Here is a 25,098-nt window from a genome sequence, read left to right as displayed (position 1 = left end):
CGTGCTGGGTAATGACGGCCGTAGTGATTCGACGGTGATCCTGTGTCGGATCCGGCCGAATCGCTCGCGGGGCGTCCCGGCCGTCCGGCCTGTGTACTTCGCTCTGACGGGCGTCATTGGCGATGACTTTACGCAGGGTGATGGCGATCGCGGGCGATCCGTGGGTGATCGGATGTTGGCGACCGTTCCAGCCGGTCCGCGCCGTCGGCGCTGTACAGGTGGTCGCCGCGGGAGCCGCCGTAGAGACGGTCGCTGCCGGTGCCGCTGTCCGCCGACATCGGTACGTCGGTGTCGTTCACGATCGAGTCGTTGCGGTCGTAGCTGTACACCGTGATCCGGGTGGGCGCCGCTGCGGTGGTGCAACGTACCCGTGTGGTGTCGCCTTCGACCTTCTTGCAGCCGGCGCCGGGCTTGAGGGTGACCACGTCGTCGACGGTGATGGTGTTCCCCGCGCGGGTGATCACGATCTTGTTCTGCTTGCCGGTCGCGGCCTTGTATCGCACCTTCGTGGTCTTGTACACGGAGACGACGCCCGTGGTGGCGGCCTGGGCCGGCGCGGCGGTCAGGCCGACGGCGACCGAGGTGGTGAGCAGCGCCAGCCCGATGGTCGTGAGCCGGTTGGGACGTGCCATGGACCCTCCCCAGGGATCCGGCGGTCTCGATGCCGCACGGACACGACAGCATAGAACGATACCGTTGCGGCGCGATGAATCGGCGCGCGTTTCGAGCGCTGCGATTCGAGCCTGTCCGTCCCATCCGTGACATCGACCACGTCGGTGCTCCCGGAGGGCCTGCGGTAAGTATGTTTTTAGACTGACTGGTCAGTCTAAAAAAGGAGTCGCCATGTCGGTGCTCACCGCGAGCAGGGCGGGGGTGCGGCACCATCGCCGCTGGCTCGTCCGCGATCTCGACCTGCGGGTCGACGCCGGCGAGACCGTCGCGGTGATCGGTCCACCGGGCAGCGGCCGAACCAGCACCCTGCTCGCACTGGCGCGACGGCTCCGGCTCACCACCGGAAGAATCGAGATCGGGGGTACGGCGGCGCTCGCTCACGTGCCCGGCGTGGAGGAGCCCGAACCCGTCTTCACGGTCCGGGACCATGTCAAAGAGCGACTGGCACTGCTCGGCCGCCCTCGACGCGCGGCCGCCACGGTCCCGCTGTACGGCCTCGATCCGGGCCTGCGGGGGCGGGATCTGTCGCCCTACCAGCGGCACCTTCTCGGGCTGGCCCTGGCCATGCTGACCGACCCGGCGATGATCGCACTCGACGGCGTCGACGCCGGGCTCGACCGCGCGGAGCAGGACGCTCTCTGGAGGCTGCTCGCCGAGATCGCCGCCGGCGGGGCCGCGGTGCTGGTCACGGCCCGGGAGATCGACGCGGCCCTCGTGAACCATGTGGTGCTCCTCGACGATCCCCGCACCGGCACCCCGGGCCGCCCGCTGGTCACCTCGACCGCCGGGGCCTTCGCCGAGGTGCGGCTGGTGGAGGCGGAGTCCGTGGGGGCCGCGGGGGCCGGGTCACCCGTACCCCGGAGGGATTTGGAAGAGGAACCACCGGAGCGCCCGGAGGATGTGCGGCGACCGTCCGCCGGGACCGCGTCCGAGGATGTCGAGGAAGAGGTGTGATGCGGGGTTTTCCGACGCTGTCGCTGGCCGCGATGGAGCTGCGGAGATTTCTGCGCGGACGGCTGACGGCCGCGGCGCTGGCGGTTCTCGCGGTGGTTCCGTTGCTGTACGGGGCGTTGTACCTGTTCGCGTTCTGGGACCCCTACGGTCGGCTGAACCACATTCCGGCGGCGCTGGTGGTGGAGGATCAGCCGGCGCGCACCTCCGAGGGGGAAACCGTGCACGCCGGGAAGGATCTCGCCGACGAGCTGGTGGAACGGCAGATCTTCGACTGGCACGTGGTGAACGCGCAGGACGCCGAGGAGGGCCTGCGAGACGGCAGATACCAGATCGGACTCCGCATACCCGCGGACTTCTCCGCCTCTCTGGCGGCCGCACCGGAGTCGGACAGAGAACCGCGGAACGCCCAGCTGAGAGCGGTCAGCGACGACGCCACCAACTACCTCTCCGGGGTCTTCGCCCGCACCGCTTTCGACGAGGTCCGGGCGGCCGCGTCGGCGAGCGCGTCGGCCGGGTACTTCGACCGGATGCTGATCGGATTCACCGATCTGAAGGAGGAGACCGGCAAGGCCGCGAACGGCGCCGCCGATCTGCGTGACGGCGCCCGGAAGGCCACATCCGGTGCGGGAGAGCTGGCGAACCGCCTGGACTCGGCGGACGACGGCGCGGGGCGGCTGGCTTCCGGGCTGCGCGAGGCCGGCTCCGGCGTGGACGGTCTGGCCGACGGTCTGCAACAGTTGAAGACCGGCTCGGCACAGGTGGCGTCCGGCACCGCCGAGGCGGCGCGCGGCACCCGGGATCTGGCCGACAAGGTCGACTCGGCGGCCGACAGGTACGGCCCGTTCCTGAAGGAGAACGCGAAGGAGATCGAAGCCGGGGCGAAGCTGGTGGCCCAGGGCGCCGACAAGCTCGCGAACCACGTCGGGGACATCGAGGAAGCCTCGGACCGGGCCGTCACCCGAGCCCGCGAGCTGCGTGATTACCTCGACGGTTTGCCGAGTGAGACACCCGGGCTGGCCGACGCGCAAGCCCTCGCCGACCGGTTGGTGAGCGACGCCGAGCAGGTGCAACGCAAGATCGACGCGGTGGGTTCGGGCGAGTTGCGGCGCCGCCTCCGGGAGGTGGCCGACATGGCGCGCGACCTGGCGAAGAACGCTCCGCATCTGGCGGCCGACATCACGAAGGCCCGGGCCCAGGTGAACCGGCTCGCCGACGGCATGGACGAACTGGCGGCCGGTGCGGGGAAGGTCAGCGCCGGCAACGCCGAGGCCGCGAAGGGTGCGACCGAGCTGCGCGGCGGCATCTTCCGGCTGGCGAGCGGGGCCCGGCAGTTGGACGGTGGCCTGACGAAACTGTCCAAGGGCGGTCACGAACTGGCCACCGGTCTCGGTGATCTGCGCAGCGGGGCGGGTCGGCTGGCTGACGGGCTGGCCGACGGCGCCGCCGAGATTCCCGGCTACGACGACACCGCCCACCGGGCCGACGTGCTCGCCGACCCGGTCTCGCTGGACCGTGACGTGCGGCATCCGGCCGGCACCTACGGGGTCGGATTCGCGCCGTACTTCCTGGCCCTGGCACTCTGGGTCGGAGCAATGATCAACTACATGCTGTTGCGGCCGCTGAACCGGCGCTACCTGATGTCCGGCGCACCACCGCTGCGGGTGGCCCTCGCGGGACTGCTCCCCGGCGTGGTGATGGGCGCCGTCCAGGCCGGCCTGCTCTACGCCGTGGTGCACCTCGTGCTCGGGCTCACGCCGGTGCACGCCGGAGCGACCCTGGCACTGATGTTCGGCACGGCCGCGGTCTTCGCCGGGATCATGCAGCTGATCGGCGCGGCACTGGGACCGGCCGGCCGGGTCATGGCGCTGGCGCTGCTGATGTTGCAGCTCACCTCGTCCGGGGGGACCTATCCGGTACAGACGTCACCGGGCTTCTTCCAGGCCGTCCATCCGCTGCTGCCGATGACGTACGTGGTCGAGGCGATCCGGCATGCCATCGACGGAGGCACTGCCACGATCGTGACACACGACGCGCTGGTCCTGGCCGCCTTCGGTGTCGCCGCGCTGCTGCTGACCGTGCTGCTGGCCGCCCGCAAACGCCGGATGCGCACTGCGGACCTGCACCAGGAACTGGTCCTCTAGGGTTCTACTCGTGGAGACGGACGGGCGGACCCGGCGACGCGAGGACACCCGGCAGCGGCTGTACGAGGCCGCTGTCGAACTCATCGCCGAGCAGGGCTTTTCGGCTACCACCGTGGACGACATCGCGCTACGGGCGAAGGTGGCGAAGGGGACCGTCTACTACAACTTCAAGTCGAAGACGGATCTCTTCGAGGAGCTGCTGCGGCACGGGGTGGGCCTGCTCACCGAGCAGTTCCGGCTGGCGGTGGAGGGGTTGCCGCCGAGGGAGGCGCTGCGTGCGCTGATCCGGGCCCAGCTGGAGTACATCCGGCGGTATCAGGCGTTCGCTCAGCTGCTGCTCTCCGAGATGTGGCGTACCAACCGGGAGTGGCAGCAGACCCTGATCCTCCTGCGCGAGCAGGCGATCGGGGTGATCGCGCGGACCGTGCAGGAGGGCGTCGACTCCGGTGATCTCCCGGCCGAGCTGGACGTGCGGGTGGCGTCGGCGGCCCTCTTCGGGGTGGGGCTCGTGGTGGCCGTCGACTGGCTGATGTTCCAGCCCGACCGGGCGATCGAAGATGTCGAGGAATCGCTGCTGGCGATCGTGCGCCGGGTGGCGTAGGCGTAGATTTCGGTGGTGGCGGCGCACCATTTGGTAGTCCGGTGCGCCGCAGCACCCCTCCGGGGAGGAGGAAAATAGTCTTGGATCAATTCCTCGGTGGTTGACTCGCCCGGGTGCCGCAATTAGCTTTGCGGTGACCACTGCAAGCGATCCGAGAGTGCGGTTCCACGAGAACGCATTGAGATCGCGTCGACCCCTTCCACGAGGAGGAAAAATGAAATTGTTGCGTCGATTCGGCGTCACGATCGCGTCATTGTGTGCGGTGACCGCTGCGGCTGTCGCGGTGCCGGCGCCGGCGACAGCGCACGACAACCGGCCGAGCACCGCCCTCCTGGTCAGCGTCCAGTTCGTTGACGAGCCCGAACAGCTCAGCCGGACCGCACTGCTGTACTGCGACGTCGATGGCGGAAGCCACCGGTCGGCCGCGGCGGCGTGCCAGGAACTGCGCGCCGTCGACGGCGATTTTCACGCTCTGCCGGACGCCGACGGAATCTGCACGCGGGAATATCGTCCGGTGGTTGCCACCGCTGTCGGGCTCTGGGCCGGAAGAATGACGTCGTACCGCGAGGTCTTCAGTAACAATTGCCTTCTGTTGCGCGCCACCGGCAGCGTATTCGACATCTGAACGACTCCGTCGAGTCATTATTCGTATTCTTGTGACGATGACATGAAAAGATGGAGAACCAGATGAACTATTTGATCGCTCGCCTGCTCCGGCGCCGCATTCCAGCCGTCCTCGTCCTGGTGGCGCTGTTGACCGTAGCCGACACCACCGTGCCGTCACCGGCGGTCGCCGCCTCCGACGAGCCGCGGACGGAGTCGGTTCTGATGAGACGCTCGGGCGGCCTGACGGGCCGGGTCGAATACTTCACCGTCGACCGCGCCACCACGAATCGCTACGCGGCCGAGGTGCTGACCACGACGGCGAGCCGCCGGTTCCGCGTCCTTCGGTCGGCGTACCTGCCGGCCGACCCCTGCTGTGACCGGTTCACCTACACGGTCGTGGTGCGCTACAGCGACAACACGGTCAAGACGGTGACGACGGTCGAGAACACCGTCGGCACCCCGCAGGTCCTCCTCGACGTCATCCAGTCAACCCTGCTCGCGGGCGGACAGGGCGACGAACAGGCGCCATGGAAGACGTCCGTGGACCAGCCCCGGGCGTACCGCTGATCTGAACGATGAAACGGCCCGGTCCCGCATGTTGGCGGGTCCGGGCCGTCCGAAGATCTATCGGTCAGCGGCGGTAGGTGCGCTTCGCGCTGTAGATCACGTTTCCGGCGCGGTCGTACGCCCGGAGACGCATGATGAACGTCTTGCCGTACTTCTTCGGGTCCAGGACCAGCCGGTAAGCGGCCTTCTTGTCGATGGCGACCACCTTGCCGTCGATCAGCAGCTCGACCCGGTTGATGCCGGACTTGTCCGCGGCGGTGGCCGTGATGGTCACCTCGGCGCGCAGCTTGCTGTTGTTCGACGGCGCGCTGGTGATCCGCAGCGTCGGTCCGGTGTTGTCGACGACCACTTTCCTGGAGACGACCGTGACGTTGTTCAGGGAGTCGTAGACACGGACGGTCATCGTCGCCGTACCGTTCCCGGCCGTCGGGTCCCAGCGCAGCGAGGGCTGGCGCTTGCCGTTGATCAGCAGCTCGGTGCTGGTGATCCGGTTGGCGTCACTGGCGTCGACACGGAGACTCTGGCCCGCCTTGATGTAACCATCGGTGACCGGGAAGCGCACCTTCACGCTCGGGCCGGCGGAGTCGGCGGCAGTGCGGTCCTTCTCGTAGACGGTGACCGTGCCCGCGCCGGACCTCTTGACCGTGACCAACTGCGCCGGAGTCGGCACACCGTTGCTGTCCACACCGGACAGCAGGTACGCGCCGGGCGGCAGCAGGTTCGCGTTGGCCGGCATCGTCGCGGTCACGGTGTTGCCGAGCTGACGGAACGACAGGGGCACGCGACGCTGGTCGGTGTTGTAGGAGTGGGTGACGCTGGTGGCCCGGATCAGCGACAGCGACGACAGCTTGCGGCTGTCGGAGAGGCCGAGCGACACCTTGCCGCCGTAGGCCAGCGAGCCGCTGATGCCGGTGATCTGCGGCCGGTTCGCCCAGCGCACCCGTCCGTCGGTGCCCTTGGTGAACAGGTACGGCGGGTAGTAGATCTCGGCGTTGAAGTTGTCCTCCGGGCCGGGCACCCCGCCACCCGCGGTCAGCACCGAACCGCTCGGCATCAGCACCGCGGTGGAGTGGTAGCTGCGGATCCGCTGCGCCTTGGCGGCGTCCCGCCACCTACCGGTGACCGGGTTCCAGATCTCCGAGTCGTAGGTGGAGTTCGCCGCGCCTGACTGTGTGCCGACCCGGGTGCCACCGTTGGAGAGCACCTCGCCGTTGGGCAGGACCGTCAGGTTGAGCCAGTTACGGGCGAGCCGCATCGCGCTGGTCTCGGCGGTCCTCGGGGTCGCGCCGTTGATGTCGACGACGGTGGCCCGGTTGGTGGCGACCTGGTTGCTGCCGTTGTTGTACTGGCCGCCGCCGGCGAACAGCAGCTTGCCGGGCGCGTACATCACCGAGGAGCCGGAGACGCCGATCGCCACGGGCAGCGTGCCCAGCGAGGTGACCTTGCCCGTACCGGACGGGTCGAGTTTCCACATCTGGTTGTACGAGACGCCGAAGACCTTGCCGTCCGGCGCGACGTACGCTCGCGGGTACCACCAGCGGTTGTCCCGCGCGCCGAACGCCACCGTGTTGTCCGCGCCGGTCAGCCTGGTCCACGCCCCGGTCCCGTTGCTGATCTCGGGGGTGGTGGCGACGGTCGTGTTGTCGTTCGGTTTCTGGAAGGCGTCGACGTTGTAGGAGTTGCCGCCGCCGAGGGTCAGCATCCGGTCGTCGGGCAGGCGCAGCACCGTGGCGTACCACCGCTGGCGGTTGAGCTGGGCGCCCATCGTCTGCCCGCCGGTGGCCGGGTTGTAGATCATGGTCGCGGTCGTGGAGTTGCCGCCCACCATCAGCAGCCGGCCGTCGGGCAGCCGCTCCAGCGAGTTGCAGAAGGCGTCGTACGAATGCATGGACGCTGTCTGCCGGTGCGCGTCGGCGCCGACCCCGGTGGCCGGGTTCCAGTCGTCGTAGGAGAAGCCGCCCTGCCTCGCCTCGCCCGGCGGGGTCCCGTAGCCGACCACGTGACCGTTGGGCAGCAGCGCCATGTGGATGCCGACCAGCGGCCAGGCGACCTGCGACGAGTACATGCCGGTGACGTGGGCGTTCGACCCCGGGAGGATCTTGCCGAGGTAGGGGTCGGCGGGCTGGTTCAGGGCGATCCGGCCGGATCCGACGGTCACCTGGGTTGCCCCGGCCATGGCGGCGAGCGCCTGGTGAGCCGTGTGGTCCTGCTCGACCGACTGCGCGGTGCCCGCCGACAGCGCCATTCCTCCGGCGACCGCGGCCGTCACCGTGGCTCCCGCCATCAGCCGTCGACCGAGACCCGACACTCCACGAACCATTCCCGCTCCCGTCGCGAGTTCCCTGCATCGGACGTCGATACGATGCCGGTCGATCGTACGATCATCGATGTGCGAGGCAACAGGAGGGGGCCCGGTGGGCTCTCGCCCACCGGGCCCCGGTGTCACTTGGTGCAGGTGCGGTCGACGGCGGGCATGACTCGCGTCGGTCGATCAGCATGGCGTGGAAGCCTTGATGATCTTCTTCTGATCAGAGGTCGAGGGCGCGTTCGATCCGGCGCAGTTGGTGGCGGGCCATGGCCAGGTTCGCACGGTCCTTGTGCAGGACCAGGTAGAGGAACAGGCCCTTGCCGGATCGGCTGGTCAGGGGCCGGATCAGGTGATACTGCGTGTCCAGCGTGATGAGGATGTCCTCGACCGTCTCCGTGAGGTTGAGCATCTCCATCGCGCGTAGCTTCGCGCGCACCACGTCGGTGTTGCCGGCAGCGGCGACCGTCAGGTCGAGATCCCTACCGCCGCCGACGGTGCCCAGCGCCATGCCGCTGGTGTGATCGACGAGGGCTGCTCCCAGAGCTCCGTCGATCTGCATCGTGTCCTTGAGCGCCACGTCCATTTCCGCCATGTCCGACTCCTCGGAGTTCGTGTGTGGTGATGCGTCGAGGATGGGCGCGACAAGCGGAAACAGAACGCACATGCTGTCCGGCACCGACTGGCACCGTCCGGCGATATTTGGTTTGTGCTCAGATCGACTTGAAGAGTTTTGCAACTGCACAAGTCAACAATCAGACGGTGTTCTCACGCCTCGTTCGCCCGGTGCCAGTCCCGGACGGCGTCGCGCATCCGGTCGAAGAGCGCCATCGGCGGCCCGGCCAGCATCATCGTCGTGCCGCTCTCGCCTACGCCGGCGTGTGGGCGGGTGGGCGAGACGGCCTCGGCGGCGCGCACGGCACCCGCCATGCGGCGCAGCTTCGCCGGGTCCGCCTTGCGCCGCAGCATCGGGAACTCCCGCTGCTCCTCGTGCGTATTGTGGGCGATCACGGCCTGCTCGAACGCGGCGAACATCTCGTCGAAGCCGGGACCGTCGGTGCCGATCGCGTACAGGTTGTTCAGCTCCCGCTTCATGTCGCCCTCCTCCCGGAGGAAGCCGTCGATCGTGGCCTTGCTGATGTCGTGCCGGGAAGCCGGGTGCACCACCAGTTCCTCCGCGCTCTCGTGCACGGCGAGCAGGCGTACGAGTTGATGGAAGGCACTCTTACGGGGCTCACCGGTCGTGCTCTTCACCTCGGCGAACAAGGCCCTGATCTCGTTGTGCTGGGTGAGGAGCAGGTCGATCACGTCCTGGTCCTGCTGCGTCGCCGTCATGGCGAACCTCCACGTTTCGTTGACGAGATCCATGCCGGGTACCCAGCGTGGGCTCGCGTATCCCTGCGGGTAGGGGACAGCGGTCCGCCGGTTGACCGGAACCGATCCGAACGTCACCTTTCGGAGGTTCTGGGTGGCCCAGCGCTCACCCCGCGATCGCGTAGCCGTGCGGGCCGGGGCCGTCCTCGGTCTCCCAGACCGCCTCGTCCCATCCGGTTTCCGGAGGGCTCGGAGATCGGGGTGCCGGACCCTGCGGTGCCATGCACGCGGTGAAGGAGCCGCCGTCGGCGCAGATCACCGTGATCACCGTCGTGGGTCGGCAGGTCGTGTAGCCGACGGTGACCGTACGGTCGCCCATGACGATCCGGTGCGGTGTGGTCGTCCAGTCGCCGACGGCCAGCAGCAGCCGTGTCACCGGGCCACGGACGTGGTCGAGGGCCGGTAGCAGAAGCCGTAGCTCGGTGGCGAGGTCGGGCGAACTCGGCCACCACATTCCGTCGATCAGCGGAACCGGGGGCCGCGGGGTGAGCCGAGCGTGGGGTGCTTCCGCAGGGGCCGGTGATCCAGGCGGTCGAACCGAGGTTCTCATGGGTGTTCCCGTCGTCCGGGACCAACGCAGGCGCGGGTCCGGCCCGACGACGCGGGCGAGACGAGGTCCACCGAGGCCGGTGAATGGCGCGGCATCCGGCTGTTGCCGGGGCCACGCACGCCGACCGGGGCCGGCGCCCGACAGCGAGGCCATCGGTCACTTCTCACTGTACGCGCGCTGGCTGGGAGCTCACCGTCGGTCGGCGCGCGGCCTATCGAGCCGGATCGCTGCCGGGACTGTGGCGGAGCGGGCTCCAGCCGAGTATTCCGGTGACGTGGTCGACGGCGTCACCGACGGCGACGCCGCGCTCGGTGATGTCGCAGGCGTGCAACCTGTTGTCGTGGTGACTGTTGCGCATCTTCAGGACGTTGAGGACCCGGCCGATCGCGGCACGGTGCTCGATGTAGCGGATCTGGATCACGTTCTGGAACAGGAACATCAGCCCGGCGAACGGCTCTTCCATGGGCCCGAACGTGCGGGTCTCACTGGTCACCCAGAGGGACGCGCCGGCGGTGCGGACGATGCCGAGCAGGCTGCGCAGATAGGCGGGGAAGCGTACGGCTTCGCGTGCCGCGACGGCCATCTCGGACAGGCTGTCGATCACGATTCGGGTCGTGGCGCCGTCGGTGAGGCGGTGCCGGACCACCGACGCCAGGACGTCCAGGTCGAGATCCCCCACCGGCACGTGGGAGATCACCAATCTGCCGTCGATGCGGGGCGTCTCGAAGTCCCGGCCGAACGTGCCGGCCATGTCGACCAGTTGGTCGACGGTGTCCTGGAAGGTGATGTAGGCGCACCGTTCGCCGCGGGCCAGGCCTTCGGCGAGGAAGTTGAGACAGCCGATGGTCTTGCCCACGCCGGAGGGCCCGAGCACGAGAGTCGCGTCGGCCTGCGGTATTCCGCTGCCCATCAACGCGTCCAGCCCGTCGATCCCGGACGGGATCCGGACGTCCTTGGACGGCACGTCGCCGGGCAGCAACGCCTCGATCCGGGGATAGACCCGGAAACCGGCAGGGGTGATCTGTACGGTGTGGGCGCCGCCGAGGTGGTTGGTGGCGCGCATCTTGACCACCCGCAGGGCACGCCGGTCGATCGGTTCCCGCGCCTGGTAAGACAGGTGCACGATCGCGTCGCAGAGGGTGAACTCGGGCCCGGTGCACATCTCCTCGGGGGTGTATTCCCCCAGCAGCAGGAGCACGGTCCTGCTGTGGGCGACCCGGCTGGTGAGGTCGTACAGCGCGGTCCGGAGGGCGTGGTCGCTGACGAAGTCCCGGAGCACCTTGGTGCTGTCGATCACGACCAGTGCCGGCTCGTCGTCGAGGGCTCTGCGGACCACCTCGTCGATCAGCGGTTCGAGGTCGTCGGCGGCGGTGCTGCGCAGCATGTCCCCTAGGTGCACGTACTCGACCCGGGAGCCCAGCGCCTTCGGGCGGAAGAACGGGAAGACGCGCAGGTGCTCGACGAGTTTGGAGTGCGGCTCGGACAGGGTCGTGTAATAGACGGCCTTGTGCTCGGTGGTGGCGTTGGCGAAGCAGATCTGTTGCGCCAGGATCGTCTTGCCCGACCCGGGCGGCCCGGCGATCACCGTCGCCGACCCCTGCTCCAGGCCGCCGCCCATGATCAGGTCGAGGTCCGCAAGTCCGGTCGACAGCCGTGTCACCGCCGGTCACGTCCTTTCCGGAGCAGATTCTCGGCCACGGTGAGCAGTTCGGTGCGTTCGTACGGCTTGGCCAGTACGGCGTCGGCGTCGACGGCCAGCTGCCAGTCGCCGCTGACGGCCAGGACCGGGATCGTCGCGGTCGCCGGGTCGGCGCGCAGCCGGCGGATGAATTCGACACCGCCCATTACCGGCATCATCATGTCGGTCACCACCAGATCCGGCGGCGACTCGTGCACCGAGGTGAGGGCAGCGGCGCCGTCTCCGGCCTCAGCGATCTCGTGACCCGCCCGGGCGAGGATGCGATGAAGTATGAACCGTAGATCGGGTTCGTCATCGACCACCAGGATCCTGCCCACCGAAGCCACCCGTTCACCTCCGAGGCAGAGCCTCCGGCCTCGACCTCAGTCAGCGTAACCGGTTCATACGCGCCCCAAACGGATATCGCGCCGGTTATCGCGAGGGCGTTCTCGTCGCCGGAAATCCTTTGGCGGCCGGTTTATCGGGCCCACCGCCGGGGTAGTGGAAGATTGCCGTCACCGTTCCATCGGTGGCGAGCGGCCGTCCAGACTCCGCGGCCTCTTCAACGGTCCACGCCCTCACGTGTTCGCATGGCGGGCGGTGCCACTAAGGAGTCGTCGCACATGATCGCATCCGTCACCCAGCGCCCCAGATCGGCCGGCAGCGACTTCGCCGCATTGAACCGCCAGATCACCGATGCCGGGCTGCTCGTACGGCGTCCCGCCTACTACGCCGTACGGATGATCGTCGTGACCGTCATGCTCGGTGGCGCCGGTGCCGCCTTCCTCCTGGTCGGCTCGTCGTGGTGGACGCTGCTGGTCGCGGCGCTGCTCGGTGTCGTGTTCGCCCAGGCGGGACTGCTGGCTCACGACGTGGCACACAGGCAGGTGTTCCGTACCCGCAGGCCCAGCGACGTCGTCGGCCGGATCGCCGGCAACCTGGTCGTCGGAATGAGTTACGGCTGGTGGACCGAGAAGCACACCCGTCACCACAACAATCCGAACCACGACGAGCTCGATCCCGACGTGCAGCCGGAGGTCCTGATCTGGGCGACCGAGTCGGCCTGGGGCCGCCGTGGGCTCAAGGGGTTCATCGCCCGTCACCAGGCCGGTCTGTTCTTCCCGCTGCTCACGCTGCTCAGCCTCGATCTGCGGATCTCCAGCATCAAGGCGCTGCGGCGCCCCGGCATGCGGCGCCGCGGTCTGGAGGCCGGCCTGCTGGCCGTACACGGGATCGTCTATGTCACCGCCCTGCTGCTGGTGCTGTCCCCGCTGCAGGCCCTCGCGTTCTTCGCCGTGCATCACGCGGTGTTCGGGGTGTACCTGGGCATGACGTTCGCGCCGAACCACAAGGGGATGCCGCACCCGACCGGTGACGAGGACTTCCTGCGCAGGCAGGTGTTGACCTCGCGCAACGTCAACGGTGGCCGGCTGACCGACGCGGCGCTGGGCGGCCTGAACTACCAGATCGAGCACCACCTGTTCCCGGCCATGCCGACACCCAACCTGCGCCGGGCCCAGCCGCTCGTCAAGGCGTACTGCGCCCAGATCGGGATCCCCTATGAGGAGACCGGCCTGTTCCAGTCGTACCGCCAGGCGCTGCGGTACCTGCACGCCGTGGGTGGGCCACTGCGCGCGGCGCGATCAGAGCGGAGCCCGCGATGACATTCTTCGATGTAATTGACGCCCTGCTGGGGGAGCACGACGAAATCCGCCGGCTGTGCGCCGCGGTCGAGCGCAGCGGTGACCGGGAAAGAGGTTGCCGGTTCGCCGCGCTCTCCCATGCCGTGCACCTGCACGAACTCGGCGAACGGAAGGTCGTTCATCCAGCGGTTCGGAACGTGAGCGGCGCCGCCGACAGGATCGGCACGATGCGCATGACGGAGGAGACCGCCCTCCTGCTGTCGCTGGACACGCTCGACGATCTCGGTGCCGACGACCCCGGATTCGACCGGGGATTCGCCGCCCTGCACCGGGTCATCCTGGATCACCTCACTCGCGAGGAACTGGACGAGTTCCCGATCCTGCGGTGCTATGTGCCGGTCCAGCGGCTGTACGGGATGACCGGCGAACTCAACGACGTTCAGGCCATGGCCGCGGCCTGACAGCCGGGAAGCGGCCCCGTTTCGAGGACGAGATCAGGGCTGCGTCAGGCCGGGCAACCGGGCCAGGTCGGTGACGATCAGTTCGCACACCTCGGTGAGCCGCCGATTGTGGTTGCGGGCATAGGCCCGGATCCGGCGGAACGCCTCGTCGACGCTGACACCGAGAATCTGGGCGAGGGCGCCCTTGGCCTGCTCGATGATGATCCGGCTGTTCAACGCCCCCTGCAACTGCTCGGTCAGCGCCTCACTACGGCGGATCGCACGCTCCTGCATCAGGCCGATCGTCGCCACGTCGGCCAGGGCCTGCATGACCGGGACATCGGTGGGATCGAAATCCCCGCCGGCCGAACTGCCGAAGATGTTCAAGGCGCCGATCACCTGCGTGCGCAAGCGGAGAGGAAACGCGTGCACGGACCGGAAACCGGCCTCCGCCGCCCGGGGCGCGAATCGGGGCCAGCGATCCACCGCGGAGGCGAGATCGACGTTGATCACCGACCGGCCGGTCCGGAACGCCTCCAGGCACGGCCCCTGATCGTTCTGCAACTGAAAGAGCTCGACCAGGCGTACGTTCTCGTCGGAGCCGGCCATGAACTCCAGCCGTCCCCGCTCGTCGGCCAGCATCAGGCCGGCCGCGGCGGCGTCGACCAGGACCCTGGCCCGGTCGACGAGCATGTGCATGAAGTCGAGCAGGTCGAACTCGTCGACCAGGGTGTCGGCGGCCTCCACGAAGATGGTGGCCAGTCGCTCAGCCGAGACGGTGCTCATGTTCTGCCTCCCGATAGCCGGCGCTCATTGCTTGTCCTCGTCCCATCGCAGCCGACGTTCCACGACATCGCGGGCGACATCCTCCAGCCGGCGGTTCTCGGCATAGGCGTACGCCCGCATCCGCACCAGAGCCTCACCGATGGACACACCCAGCTGCATCATGACCATCCCTTGCGCCTGGAACAGTTCGGCGCGATGCCCCACCTCCAGGCCTGCGCCGCCGTCGTCCCGCAAGACCCCGTCCTGTTGCACGTTCAGCAACGCCTCCACGACCACTGCCGCGAAGGTGAAGGACATCTGGAGTTCCGTACCGCTCAACGGTCCCACCCGGTCGCGGTAGACATCCAGGACACCCAGACGTGCCGCACCGACCTGGAGAGGAAACGCGAAAACGGCGCGCACACCCTCGTCCCGGACGGCGGGAACGTAGAGCGGCCACCGGCGGGCCGGGACATCGGACAGGTCCGCCATGAGCACCGGCCGGCGAGCTCCGAACGCATCGACGCACGGCCCCTCACCGAGGACGAACTGCAACTCCTCGACGCGCTCGCTCGCCGGATCCGACGCCGCGCACACCCCGAGAGTCCCGTCGGCGGTCATCACGCTGATCCCCGACCCGCTGGCCGGCAATGCCTCGACGACGGCCCGGCAGATCCGCCGCAGCAGATCCAGGTCCGCCGGCTGCCGGTCGATGAACCGCCGGACCAGCGCACGGCCGTCATCCTCGTCCTGAGACGGGGTCATGGCGACGGGCACTCAGGAGAAGACCGGTCCGATTCATGCGGCAAGGCCGGCACAACCGTCCCCTTCCCGGCATGCGCACCAAGGGCAAGAGCGGCAGGAGCCGCCGATGTGGCTCCACCCTACTCGCGCACTGCCGGCCGGCCGGCCCCAACAACTCCGGGGGCCGGACGCCTCAGCCTCGTGCCGTGACGCCGGTTCGGTGAGCCGCCTGGGGAAGTGAGACCACGAAGATCGATCCTCCTTCGGGCGCGGGGCGGTAGCGTACGTCTCCGCCGTTGGCGCGGGCGAGTTCGCGGACGATGTAGAGGCCCAGGCCGGTGCCGGGGGCCTTGCCGGCGGTGGATTCGGCGCGGGCGAAACGGTTGAAGAGGTGGTCGCGGAATTCCGGTGGCACGCCGGGGCCGCGGTCGGTGACGTCGATGGTGACGGAACCGCCGTCGGAGGCGCGTGCGTCGATCGTCTCGACGCCGCCGCCGTACTTGGCGGCGTTGCTGATCAGGTTGGTGAGGATCTGGTCGAGGTGGCCGGGTTGTACGGCGGCGGTCAGGTCGGGTGGGCAGGAGACGGTGACCGCGGCGGTGGTGGCGAGTGCGGCCTCGATGTGGTCGGCGACCCGGACCGGGCGTGGGGTCGCGATGAGCCGGCCGGCGTCGATGCTGACCAGGGCCAGTACTTCGTCGACGATGCCGGCCAGCCGCCGGGTGGTGCGCTGGACCTTGACGACCAGTTCCTCGGCTGACGGCGGTAGGGGGTCGTCGGTCAGGATGAGGTCCAGGTAGCCGAAGATCGTGCCGAGCGGGTTGTTGATCTCGTGGCCGAGCATGCCGATCAGGTCGGATTTGAGCTGGCCGGCGGCTTCCAGGTCGCGGTTGCGGTCGGCGAGTTCCGCGGTACGGGCCCGGACCTCGTTCTCCAGGGAGTCGTAGAGCAGGGCGTTGTCGAGGGAGACGGCCAGTTGCCCGGCGATCAGTTCGACGGTCTGCAGGCGGCTGGTGGAGAAGACGCCGCGTTGCCTGCGGTTGACCAGGACCAGGACGGCGTCCTCGGCGCTGTGGCAGGGCACCGGGATGACGAGCAGGCTGCATGCCTCCAGGCCGGCCAGGTAGGGGTCGTGGGAGAACCGGTCGTCGTGGGTCGCGTCGGCGACCAGCAGCGGCTGGCGGGTGCGCTGGACGTAGCGGACGGCGGCCGACGGCAGATCCGTGTGGCAGCCGGCGGAGACGATGCGGCTCCGCAGCGACAGGCACACGTCGGTGGCCCCGGTCATGGCGCACAGCACATCGGTGACCTGCTCGGTCAGTCCGGCGAGGGTGGTCTGCGAGCTGAGCGCCCGCGATGCGCGCAGGATCGCCATCAGGTCCAGATGGTCGGCGGCCACGCTGTCCGAACCGCCGCTCGCGGTGTTCCGCAGGAACGGGTGTGCGGTCTCCAGCCGTGCGACCGGCGCCGCCGCGCCCCACGCCCGGTACGCGTCGCGCGCCTCGGCCAGCAGACGGCGTCCGGTGTGTGTCAGACCCTGTTCCAGGTGCAGGCGGGCGGCCCGTTCGGCGAGCAGGGCGTGATGCCACGGGCGGCCGGTCACCTCGTGCAGACCCGTGTCGAACAGCCGGAGGGCCGCGGCGGCGTCCCCCGCGGCCCGGGCGATCTCGGCGTCCACGAGCAGCAGCAGCGGCCGGAAGTTGCGGGGCGCGTCGGCGGCCCGGCGGGCCAGCCAGTTCCGGGCGTCCGTCGTCGCGGGCGAGGGATCGCTGAGGCAGCGGATCACCCGGGCGAGGGCGCTGCCGTAGAACCCGCGAAACGCGTCGCAGTGCCTCATCGCCTCGGCCGAGTGCTTCTCCAGGGCCACGGCGTCGTCGCCGAGCAGCGCCGCCAGCGCCCGATTCAGGTGATAGCCGGCCAGAGCCGGGAGGTTCTCGTCGATGTCGTCGAGGTGGGCCGCCTCGTCGAAGTCGTCGGCGGCGAAGGAGCCCTGCCCGCGCAGCGTCCGGATCAGCTGCCGGTGCCCACGTGCGAACAGCCGGGTGTGCCGGTTGCCGGTCCGCTCCGCGAAGGCCAGCGCCGCCTCGGTGTCCTCGGCGCAGGTCTCCAGGGAGTCCTCGGTCTCCAGTTGCAGGATCAGCGACAGCGCCCAGTGCAGCCCGGCGAGCTGTACGTCGCCGATCGCGAGGAGATCGTCACGGACCTGCCAGCAGCCCTCGACGACCTCCTCCAGCGGCTCGAACCAGGGCGCGGCCAGTAGCAGATGCATGTAGGCGGCCCCCGCGGCCGCCGTGCGGTAACCGTGCTCGCGGGCAGCCCGCAACGCGTACCCGGTCAGCAGGTATCCGGTGCGGTAGTCGTCGAGCATCCAGGCCGTCACCCGGATCACCAGGCCCAGAGTGGCGGCCAGTGGCTCGCACACCCCGTTGCGCTGCCACAGCGTGTGTATCTGCAGCACCAGCCAGGCGTGCCAGTCCCGGTCGATCAGGTAGGCGGGCCCGGTCATCCGCCGCAGGATCCGGGCCACCGCGATGATCCACGGATCGGCGGACTCCCGGGCCGGGTAGGCCGGCCCATGGGCGGCGACCCAGTCCCGGAGTTCGAGCAGCGTGCGCTGGTTGTCGGCGACCAGGTCGGCCGGCGGGGTGATGCCGAGCCGCCGCAGGGCGTCGAGCCCGAGAGCGATCGCCGCGCGGCATTCGCCACGCACGGTCAGGCTGTTGATCTGTACGGCGGTGGCCGCGGCCAGGGTGAGCGGGTTCGAGGAACGGGCGGCGAGATCGTGGTAGATCCGGTCGGCGTCGGCGCGCCGGCCCAGGCAGTAGAGGGCGGCATGCCGGTCCACCGCGATCGCGTCCCGGTCGGCGGCGGCGGCGTCGACGTCGGCCAGCACCCGGTCGGCCGCGGCCAGCAGCTCGTCGGCGGCCGGGTAGTTGGTGGTACGCGCGGCCCGGCGGCCGGCCCGGTGCAGCAGGGCGGCCGCGGTCCGGCGCTCACCGTCGTCGCCGATCAGGCCGGGAACCGCGAGGTACTGCTCGGCGGCCTGCTGCTCGTACCCGTCGTGGGCGGCCAGGCGACGGGCCATCGCCAGCCGCTCCCGATCCAGCTCGGCGGCCGGGAGCAGATCGCGGGCCGCCCGCAGGACCAGGTCGTGGCAGAACCTGACGGTGCTGCCCACGCTGATCAAGCCGTCGGTGACGGCGGGAGCCAGATGGGCCGGCAGCGTGTCCGGCGGAGTCGCGGTGGCGGTGGCGAGCAACTCCGGGGATACGTCGGAGCCGAGACAGGTCAGCGCGACCAGCACGCGCCGGGTCGCCGGTGACTGCTGCCCCAGCCGGGTGGTGAGCAGTTGTGGCAGGTGGTGGCGGGTGACGAAGTCGCGTACCGGATCCGGGTCCCAGTCCCAGCCGGACCCCGCCGGCCTCAGCAGGCCCTCCGTGCGGAGCCCGTTGATCAGTTCAACGGTGGCGTACGGGTTTCCGGCGCTCGCCGTGCCGATCAGACCGGCGAGCGCCGCCGTGGCCGCGGGATCCACCCGCAACACCGCCCCGGTGAGCTCGGCCAGCCCGGCCCGGTCCAGCCCGGCCAGCCGCAGCGGCGGCGCGACGAGATCGTCACGCTCCCAGCGCGTGAGAAGGCCGGTGAGCGGATGGCCGGCGGCGACCTCCTCGTCCCGGTAGGCGCACACGACCAGCACTCCGGGGATCGGACCGACGGCCACCAGCCCGTCCAGCACCCGTAGCGCCGCCCGCCCGGCCCACTGCAGATCGTCGACGACCACGACCAGCGGGCGATGGACCGCGACCGTGCGCAGCAGCGTGATCAGGCTGTCGCTGGCCCAGGCCGGCGGAGTCACCAGTTCCGCCGGCTCGGCCGCCACCCGCCCGCCGAGCAGGACGTCCACCTCGGGCGCGGCGTCGGACAGCACCTGGCCGGCCTCACCCAACGCGGCGACCAGCCGCTCCCGATGGCCCTCCAGCTCCGCCTCCGGCAGGGCGAGCAGGAGCCGGGCCAGGCCGCCGACCAGCTGGCTCAGACCGCTGTTGCCGACAACGGCGCCGAACTGCTCGTACTTGCCGGCGAGGAACCAGCCGTCGTGCGCGGCGACCAGCGGGCGCAGCGTCCGGATCAGGGCGCTCTTGCTGATCCCGGGCGGGCCGCTGACCAGCACGGCCCGGCCGTCGCCGGCCAGCGCCCGGTCCAGGGCCGTGGCGAGCGTGCCGACCTGCTGGTCCCGGCCGACCAGGGTGGGCGGCGCCGGCAGGAACGGCGGGAAGTCGCGTTCGCCCAGCTCCCAGTTGCCGTCCGGGTCGGCCGTCCAGCGGGTCAGATCGTGGGCGAGGCCCTCGGCGCTCTGGTAGCGCCGGTCCGGGTCCTTCTCCAGCAGCCGCATGATGATGTCGCCCAGCCGCGGCGGCAGGCCCGGCACGGCCGGCGTCCCGACCAGGGTGGCGTGCATCAACTCCAGCGGATCGCGGCCGGTGACCGGGGCAACGCCGGTGGCCAGGGCGTAGAGGGTGGCGCCGAGGCCGTAGAGGTCGGCGCGGCGGTCGATGCCCAGACCGCTGCGGCCGGTCTGCTCCGGTGGCAGGAAACCCAGGGTGCCGACCGGGCCCTCGCCCGCCTCCGATGTGCCGGTGATCGCGAGATCGAAGTCGATCAGCAGCGGCGGCGCGTGGGACCGCAGCACCACGTTGGCCGGGGTGATGTCGCGGTGCAGGACGCCGGCGCGGTGGACCGCGGTGAGCGTGGTGGCGAGGGCGTGTGCGGTGCGGACCAGGTCGGGCAGCGGCATCGGCCCGGCCGGTGGCGGGCCGCCGCCGTCGTCCTGCATGACCAGGGTCCGGCGCGGCTGGTGTGCGGCCAGGCGGGGGACACCGGGCAGGCCGGCGAGCTTCTCCAGGACGGCGCGTTCGTGCTCGATCCGGTGGGCCGCCCCTGCACCGGCGGCGTGTTTGTAGATCACGCCGGGCCCGTCGGGTGGAATACGGCGGGTGACCTGCGTCCGGTCACTCAGGTAGAGCAGTTCCTCACCCTGGTAACGGATAATCACACCGTCAACGTGATCTTTTTCCGCTTCCATAGCCAGCCGATCTCGTGGACCCCCGTGTTCCGATGGTAATCATCGGACGGCCATGGGCACCTCGGATGCGCGGCAACCGATCGGCACCGTGGTGGGACCGGCGCTGCCGCCTACGGCCGCCACCGTAATGGGCATGACCCGACTGCTCACGTTCCTTCTGCTCGCCGTCGTCGCGCTCAGCGTGCTGGCCCTGATCGACTGCCTGCTCACCGACCGGTCGCGGGTCCGGTCGTTCCCGCGTGCCGCGTGGGCCGCGATCATCGTGCTCATCCCGGTCAGCGGCGCGGTCGTGTGGTTCCTCGGCGGTCGGGCCGCGGCGGCACCGGCCCGCGCCGCGACCGCTCGCCGCCCGATCGGCCCGGACGACGACCCCGCGTTCCTCCGCCAGCTCACCGAGCAGTTGCGCCGGCGCTGAGGAAACACCTTTGAAGACGGGCCGGCCGGTGATCGTTGATCACCGGCCGAGTTGCTATCGGACCCTCACCGCGGTGCTGGTGGCACGGCCGTCGGCGTAGCCCGCCTTCACCGCGATCACCGTCACGGTGATCTTCTTGTTGCACCAGGCGGACTTCAACCTCAGCGTACGGGCGGAAGCGCCCTTGATCAGCTTGCCGTTCACCCGCCACTCGTATCGGTACGAGTCCACCTTCGGCGACCACGAGCCGACACCGGCGGTCAGCTTCCGGCCGACTTTCGCCGTACCGGAGATCTTGGGCTTCCTGGTCGCCTTGGCGGCCTTGCCCTTCGCGACCGCCGCCGTCGCCGCCGAGACCGCGGTCCCGTTGTCGTTGCCGGCCCGGATCGCGGTGACCTTGACGGTCAGCCGCTTGCCGGCCACGGACGCCGGAATCGTCAGCGACGCGCCGGTCGCGCCCTTGATCGCGGCGCCGTTCGCCGACCACTGATAGGTGTAGGACGTGGCGGCGGGGCTCCAGGCGCCGGTCGTGGCCTTCACCGTCGAGCCCACCGCGACCGTCCCGGTGATCGACGGTGCCGTGGTGGCCCGCAATGGCGGCAGGGTGATGCGGAAGGCGTTCGCGAGTTCGGCGTGCGGGCCGTACTGCCGGTCGATGGTGAGCGTCCACGCCCCGGTCGCGGCCTGGCCCAGCGGGAACGTCACGTCCATCGACCTACGGTCGGCGGCGACGTTCGAGACGGTGCCGGTGATCGGGTCGGAGCCGGCGCGGGTGAGCTTGACCGTCAGGCTCTCGCTGAACGCGTCGCCGGTCAGCCGCACCACGGGTGCCGTGCCCTGGAGGGCGGATGCGGGGGTGACCCCGGTCGGGCGGTAGGCCGCGATCACGCCCAGGTCGACGACGGTCGGGGTCGCGGCGGTCACCGTGAACACCGGGCTCTCGCCGGTCTGGGAGTACTGCCCCTCGGAGGTCATCCGCAGGTCGGAGTCGGTGGCGTCGCTGCCGACGTTCGGCGTGGTGAACCGCCAGTTGTTCCGGATCAGGGTGGTGTCGATCCGGTAGCGCTTGGTCGGTACGTCGTACTGGTAGATCCCGTTGAAGGAGTTCGAGAACCCGTAGCTGTCCTCGTCGTCCTGTGAGCGGATCGACAGGCCCACGTCGGTCACGGTCGGCTCGCTCTCCTGCCGGACGCCGTCGGCGTTGAGGTCGTTGAAGACCCGGCCGCGGACCACTCCGGTGGCGACGATGCGAATGATCCTGGTCGCCGTGTTGTCGGCGGTCGAGCTCTCCGCCGTGGTCGTCGTCGCGGTGGCGCTGACCGGGAGCGCGGTCCCGGCCTGGACGCCTTCGACGCCGACGCTGCGGGCCATCACCCGCTTCGACTCGCCGGGTTCGAGGTCGCCGATGTGGGTGCACGTCATGACCGGGGTGGCCCAGTCGCACTCCCAGTCGCTGGTGCTCTCCGCTCCGCCCGGGCGCAGGCCGGTCGGCAGCGTGAGGGCCACGGTCACGCCGGCGGCGGGGAGCGTCCCGTCGTTGCGGATCTGGACGTCCACGCTGGACCAGCCGTTCGTGGGCAGGATGTTGCGTTTCGCGAGAACCTCGAGGACCACGTTGGCGGCGTCGGCGTCCGCCGATGCGGGGCCGGTGGCCATGAACGCGCCCGCCACGCCGGCCAGCAGCGCGGTGGGAACGGTCAAGGGTCGCAGGAATGACACGTCTTCCCCCGTTTCGCCGGAGCCGCCATTCATCGGCGGCTCCCGATCTGTTCCGGATCTTAATGCATGGCGACACTTAATCGTTACGACGATCCGGGAGCGACCCGGCGCATAACGAAGCAGAAGCTGACCCGGTGACCCGATAGCCCAGCCGGAAATGGCCGTGACCCGCGAATATGCGGGTCACGGCCATTCTGTTTGCCCGCTTCCGGTCAGCGCACGTCGACGTAGTCGGAGACGCTGACGACCGCCGTCGAGGTGGCGTCGGTGAAGTAGACGTACCGGTAGGAGGAGTCCGCCGTCGCCTTCACGGTCGTACTGAGCCGGCCGTAGGCGTCGGTCCGGACGTACTTGACGTTCGTCCACGCCGTACCGCCGCGCTTGAAGCGCTGCAGCAGGACGGTGCGGTACGCGTACGGTCCGTAGGCGCCGGTGCTCCAGTCGGCGCGGGTGAGCACGCCGCTGACCGTGATCTTCTTGCCCTTCTTCACCGGCTCCGGAGTGGCGTTCGTGGTGAGCCGGGTGACCCGCTTCATCACCAGGCTCCCGGCGCGCTGTCGTTCGGCGTACCCGGAACCGTCCTTCGCGGTCGCCCACACCGCGGCCTGCCAGGCGCCGGCCAGCGCGTTGCCGGAGATCAGGTAACGCACGTCCCAGAGGTAGACCGAGGCGCTGCAGTTCGCGGTGGTGGCGCTCACCGGTGTACAGGTGGCGGTGGCGGTCTCCCGGCCGTCCGGCGCGTTGTAGGCGCCGTGCCAGAGGGCCAGCCCGGCGCGGTCGATGCCGGACGGCGCGGAGGCGGTGAACGTCGTGGTGACCCACGCGGTGCCGGAGGTGCCGAGGTTCAGGGGCCGGCCGCCGTTGACCTTGACGTTGGAGATGGTCACGTCGCCGGTGGCCTGGTCGCCCGCGGTGGCCGGGCCGGCGAAGGAGCGCAGCACGGTCCGGGTCAGCGCGCCGCCGTCGGCGTTGCGGGCGGTCACCCGCAGCGACACGAACGCGGCCGTGGACGGCACCGCGAGAGACGCCGTGACGCCCGCCCCGGATGCGGTGAACGGCAGGTCAGCCCAGGTAGCGCCGTCATCGGCCGACCACTCGATCGTCTCGATCGTGGTCGCCGCCGCGGTCCGCCGGGTCGACGGGACCACGGTCAGGTTCACCGGCGCCGTGCCGGCCCGGTTGCGCTGGTCGAGGCCGGATGCCGAGAACGCGAGATCGATGAGCGGCAGCAGGCCGGTGGAGGTGCCCGCGGAAGCGAAGGTCCAGTCGCTGTGGATGCTGGTCGAGAGCTGGGACCAGCCCACCCGGCGGGTGGCGGTCTGCTCCAGGTGGTACGCCTGCTCCCCCGCCGGGACGTCCACCACCATGCCGGGGGTGTCCGCCGTCGCCAGCACCCGGTCACCGGCGCGGAGCGTGGTCGAGACCTTCGCGGCCTGATCGAGGCCGGTGTTCCCGTCGGTGTCCGTGTGGATCATGTTCTCGTTGACATGGATCTGATCCGGGGTGCGCCGGGAGTCGTCCCTCCATGGCCGGCGTGCGGGCGCGACCGGTGCGGAGCCGACCGTGGTGTCGGCGGAGGCGCCGGCCGGGAGGGTGCGGCTGCCGAGGCTCAGGATGTAGCCGGTGCCGTATCTGGCGATCCCGTCGACTTCGATTCCGGGAGTCACGTACTCGGTGAAGGTGGCCGGCAGCCGCACCGGGGTCGACAGGTAGGCGCCAGTCCACTCGCCGACATTCGGCACCGTCGCGTACCAGCCCGTCGTGTTGACGCCCTGCGCCCGGAGGGTGGTCGTGGTCTTCGCCAGCGACGCGGTCTTCACCGTGCTGACCAGGGACGCCGGGAACGGGTGTGCCCAGCTCTGCGTCAGGTCGTACCGGTACGGGCTGGGCCGGAGTGTGGTGGACCCGCTCTTCGTGAGGAGCTGGTGCGCTCGCAGGACGACGCCGGTGACGGCGGCCGTGCTCACGAACGTCCGCGCGGCGTACCCGCCGGAGAAACCGACCAGGTCCCCGTTGGGCATCGACAGCCAGACCGCGTTCGCGCTGTTCTGTGCGGTCGGGTCGTCGGCTTTGAGGGCCACCTCCCGGGTCGCCGACTCGGCCAGGGCGACGGTCTGCGTCCTGTCCTTCACCGTGAACGACCTGGAGAGCAGGTAGGTGTTCGAGCCGGACCAGCCGTACATCGCGGCGACCAGGTAGTTGCCGGGCGGCAGGTCCGCGGTGGCGTACAGGGTGCCGTTGGGGTTGTCGACGGCGGCGTACGTCCAGGTGTCGATGTTCCACAGGTGGATCGACTTGGACGGGGCGGCGTTGCTCTGCGAGTCGATCCGGATGGTGGTGCGGTACGTCGTGCCGGCCGCGACCGACGTCCTGGCGGCCGGCGCGCCGGTCTTCGCCGTGACTTCGGGGCCGGAGCTTCCGTCGAGCCGCTCGGCCCGCACGGTTCCGCCGGTCGACACGAATCCGACCGGCGCCGTCGGCTCACCGGAGGCCGGTGTGACCTGGATCGCCGTACGGCCGCCGGTCTCCGGGACCAGGGTGATCTCGTCGGTGGCGGCCGCGGGTGTGGCGGTCCGGGGAGTGTCCGCGTGCGCGGCGACGGGCGCGACGAGCAGCGAGCCGCCGAGCAGTACCGCGGTGCCGACGCCGAACGAACGCAGCCCGGAACGGGGCCGTCGAGCCATGGTTGAGGTCCTCCCCGTGAGAGGCGCCGGAAACGATCAAGGCCGACGCGCCGTTACGGTATCGATCCGTCGATCGGTGCACAAGCGCGATCGCACTCGGGTGGATGAATCGGGTAAAACGGATGATCAGTCACAAGGCATGTCGTTATCGTGCAGA

The 25,098-nt window shown here is 69.8% G+C and carries 20 protein-coding genes; 8 read left to right on the top strand and 12 right to left on the bottom strand.

Features of this window, described 5'->3' with window-relative positions; all coding sequences use genetic code 11:
- Positions 1–128 precede the first annotated feature (128 nt).
- Entirely contained in the window at positions 129–632 is a 504-nt protein-coding gene (locus tag BJ964_RS09405) for a hypothetical protein (RefSeq protein WP_188120322.1), read from the bottom strand.
- 211 nt (positions 633–843) lie between these two features.
- Between BJ964_RS09405 and BJ964_RS09400 the strand changes: the two genes are divergently transcribed.
- From BJ964_RS09400 to BJ964_RS09380, 5 genes are all read left to right on the top strand, one after another.
- The gene (locus tag BJ964_RS09400) at positions 844–1,626 is read left to right on the top strand and encodes an ATP-binding cassette domain-containing protein (RefSeq protein WP_203832526.1); all 783 of its coding nucleotides are present in this window, start codon (positions 844–846) and stop codon (positions 1,624–1,626) included.
- A complete protein-coding gene (locus BJ964_RS09395; protein ID WP_188120321.1) occupies positions 1,626–3,767 on the top strand; it encodes a YhgE/Pip domain-containing protein in 2,142 nt (713 codons plus the stop codon). The genes BJ964_RS09400 and BJ964_RS09395 overlap by 1 nt, the downstream gene beginning before the upstream one ends.
- 10 nt (positions 3,768–3,777) lie before the next feature.
- Positions 3,778–4,368, top strand: coding sequence for a TetR/AcrR family transcriptional regulator (locus BJ964_RS09390; RefSeq protein ID WP_188120320.1), 591 nt, complete (start codon positions 3,778–3,780; stop codon positions 4,366–4,368).
- Between the two features lie 214 nt (positions 4,369–4,582).
- A complete protein-coding gene (locus BJ964_RS09385; RefSeq protein ID WP_188120319.1) occupies positions 4,583–4,993 on the top strand; it encodes an SSI family serine proteinase inhibitor in 411 nt (136 codons plus the stop codon).
- Between the two features lie 62 nt (positions 4,994–5,055).
- Positions 5,056–5,541: a hypothetical protein gene (locus tag BJ964_RS09380; protein WP_188120318.1), complete on the top strand. Its 486-nt coding sequence runs from the start codon at positions 5,056–5,058 to the stop codon at positions 5,539–5,541.
- A gap of 64 nt (positions 5,542–5,605) precedes the next feature.
- Here BJ964_RS09380 and BJ964_RS49070 read toward each other — a convergent pair whose 3' ends face one another.
- The 6 genes from BJ964_RS49070 to BJ964_RS09350 all read right to left on the bottom strand — a co-directional run bounded on the left by BJ964_RS49070 (position 5,606) and on the right by BJ964_RS09350 (position 11,786).
- The gene (locus BJ964_RS49070; RefSeq protein WP_188120317.1) at positions 5,606–7,810 is read right to left on the bottom strand and encodes a galactose oxidase-like domain-containing protein; all 2,205 of its coding nucleotides are present in this window, start codon (positions 7,808–7,810) and stop codon (positions 5,606–5,608) included.
- 259 nt (positions 7,811–8,069) lie between these two features.
- A complete protein-coding gene (locus BJ964_RS09370; RefSeq protein WP_188120316.1) occupies positions 8,070–8,441 on the bottom strand; it encodes a hypothetical protein in 372 nt (123 codons plus the stop codon).
- A 173-nt stretch (positions 8,442–8,614) separates the two neighbouring features.
- A complete protein-coding gene (locus BJ964_RS09365) occupies positions 8,615–9,181 on the bottom strand; it encodes a hemerythrin domain-containing protein (protein ID WP_188120315.1) in 567 nt (188 codons plus the stop codon).
- Positions 9,182–9,326: 145 nt separating this feature from the next.
- Positions 9,327–9,770 carry a DUF5994 family protein gene (locus tag BJ964_RS09360; RefSeq protein ID WP_262479325.1) on the bottom strand — a complete coding sequence of 148 codons (444 nt, stop codon included), beginning with the start codon at positions 9,768–9,770 and terminating at the stop codon, positions 9,327–9,329.
- Between the two features lie 211 nt (positions 9,771–9,981).
- Complete coding sequence (locus BJ964_RS09355) at positions 9,982–11,430, bottom strand: ATPase domain-containing protein (protein ID WP_188120313.1); 1,449 nt, start codon at positions 11,428–11,430, stop codon at positions 9,982–9,984.
- Entirely contained in the window at positions 11,427–11,786 is a 360-nt protein-coding gene (locus BJ964_RS09350) for a response regulator (protein WP_188120312.1), read from the bottom strand. Before BJ964_RS09350 ends, BJ964_RS09355 begins: the two co-directional genes overlap by 4 nt.
- A 285-nt stretch (positions 11,787–12,071) precedes the next feature.
- On the opposite strand from BJ964_RS09350, the gene BJ964_RS09345 reads away from it, so the two are divergent.
- Positions 12,072–13,112, top strand: a complete 1,041-nt coding sequence (locus tag BJ964_RS09345; RefSeq protein WP_203832527.1) for a fatty acid desaturase family protein — start codon at positions 12,072–12,074, stop codon at positions 13,110–13,112.
- Complete coding sequence (locus tag BJ964_RS09340; protein ID WP_188120310.1) at positions 13,109–13,552, top strand: hemerythrin domain-containing protein; 444 nt, start codon at positions 13,109–13,111, stop codon at positions 13,550–13,552. The genes BJ964_RS09345 and BJ964_RS09340 overlap by 4 nt, the downstream gene beginning before the upstream one ends.
- A gap of 33 nt (positions 13,553–13,585) precedes the next feature.
- Here BJ964_RS09340 and BJ964_RS09335 read toward each other — a convergent pair whose 3' ends face one another.
- From BJ964_RS09335 to BJ964_RS09325, 3 genes are all read right to left on the bottom strand, one after another.
- The gene (locus BJ964_RS09335) at positions 13,586–14,317 is read right to left on the bottom strand and encodes a GAF and ANTAR domain-containing protein (protein WP_188120309.1); all 732 of its coding nucleotides are present in this window, start codon (positions 14,315–14,317) and stop codon (positions 13,586–13,588) included.
- Between the two features lie 24 nt (positions 14,318–14,341).
- Positions 14,342–15,061: a GAF and ANTAR domain-containing protein gene (locus BJ964_RS09330; protein ID WP_188120308.1), complete on the bottom strand. Its 720-nt coding sequence runs from the start codon at positions 15,059–15,061 to the stop codon at positions 14,342–14,344.
- A gap of 172 nt (positions 15,062–15,233) precedes the next feature.
- Positions 15,234–20,093, bottom strand: a complete 4,860-nt coding sequence (locus tag BJ964_RS09325) for a GAF domain-containing sensor histidine kinase (protein WP_229806962.1) — start codon at positions 20,091–20,093, stop codon at positions 15,234–15,236.
- Positions 20,094–20,256: 163 nt separating this feature from the next.
- Here BJ964_RS09325 and BJ964_RS09320 point away from each other — a divergent pair, with 163 nt between their 5' ends.
- A complete protein-coding gene (locus BJ964_RS09320; protein ID WP_188120306.1) occupies positions 20,257–20,538 on the top strand; it encodes a PLD nuclease N-terminal domain-containing protein in 282 nt (93 codons plus the stop codon).
- A 54-nt stretch (positions 20,539–20,592) separates the two neighbouring features.
- On the opposite strand, the gene BJ964_RS09315 is transcribed toward BJ964_RS09320, so the two are convergent.
- On the bottom strand, positions 20,593–22,239 hold the full coding sequence (locus tag BJ964_RS09315; RefSeq protein WP_188120305.1) for an SdrD B-like domain-containing protein: 1,647 nt from the start codon (positions 22,237–22,239) through the stop codon (positions 20,593–20,595).
- 230 nt (positions 22,240–22,469) lie between these two features.
- Positions 22,470–24,941, bottom strand: a complete 2,472-nt coding sequence (locus BJ964_RS09310; RefSeq protein ID WP_188120304.1) for a hypothetical protein — start codon at positions 24,939–24,941, stop codon at positions 22,470–22,472.
- Between the last annotated feature and the right edge of the window lie 157 nt (positions 24,942–25,098).

Source organism: Actinoplanes lobatus (genome assembly GCF_014205215.1).
Taxonomy (GTDB): Bacteria; Actinomycetota; Actinomycetes; order Mycobacteriales; family Micromonosporaceae; genus Actinoplanes; species Actinoplanes lobatus.
This window is presented reverse-complemented; position numbering and strand designations above follow the sequence as displayed.

Excerpts from the sequence above, each read along its gene's own strand:
- BJ964_RS09340 (WP_188120310.1), top strand. The coding sequence starts at position 13,109 with ATGACATTCTTCGATGTAATTGACGCCCTGCTGGGGGAGCACGACGAA.
- BJ964_RS09335 (WP_188120309.1), bottom strand. The coding sequence starts at position 14,317 with ATGAGCACCGTCTCGGCTGAGCGACTGGCCACCATCTTCGTGGAGGCC.
- BJ964_RS09395 (WP_188120321.1), top strand. The coding sequence starts at position 1,626 with ATGCGGGGTTTTCCGACGCTGTCGCTGGCCGCGATGGAGCTGCGGAGA.
- BJ964_RS09360 (WP_262479325.1), bottom strand. The coding sequence starts at position 9,770 with ATGAGAACCTCGGTTCGACCGCCTGGATCACCGGCCCCTGCGGAAGCA.
- BJ964_RS09310 (WP_188120304.1), bottom strand. The coding sequence starts at position 24,941 with ATGGCTCGACGGCCCCGTTCCGGGCTGCGTTCGTTCGGCGTCGGCACC.
- BJ964_RS09320 (WP_188120306.1), top strand. The coding sequence starts at position 20,257 with ATGACCCGACTGCTCACGTTCCTTCTGCTCGCCGTCGTCGCGCTCAGC.
- BJ964_RS09345 (WP_203832527.1), top strand. The coding sequence starts at position 12,072 with ATGATCGCATCCGTCACCCAGCGCCCCAGATCGGCCGGCAGCGACTTC.
- BJ964_RS09385 (WP_188120319.1), top strand. The coding sequence starts at position 4,583 with ATGAAATTGTTGCGTCGATTCGGCGTCACGATCGCGTCATTGTGTGCG.
- BJ964_RS09330 (WP_188120308.1), bottom strand. The coding sequence starts at position 15,061 with ATGACCCCGTCTCAGGACGAGGATGACGGCCGTGCGCTGGTCCGGCGG.
- BJ964_RS09400 (WP_203832526.1), top strand. The coding sequence starts at position 844 with ATGTCGGTGCTCACCGCGAGCAGGGCGGGGGTGCGGCACCATCGCCGC.
- BJ964_RS09365 (WP_188120315.1), bottom strand. The coding sequence starts at position 9,181 with ATGACGGCGACGCAGCAGGACCAGGACGTGATCGACCTGCTCCTCACC.
- BJ964_RS09380 (WP_188120318.1), top strand. The coding sequence starts at position 5,056 with ATGAACTATTTGATCGCTCGCCTGCTCCGGCGCCGCATTCCAGCCGTC.
- BJ964_RS09370 (WP_188120316.1), bottom strand. The coding sequence starts at position 8,441 with ATGGCGGAAATGGACGTGGCGCTCAAGGACACGATGCAGATCGACGGA.
- BJ964_RS09405 (WP_188120322.1), bottom strand. The coding sequence starts at position 632 with ATGGCACGTCCCAACCGGCTCACGACCATCGGGCTGGCGCTGCTCACC.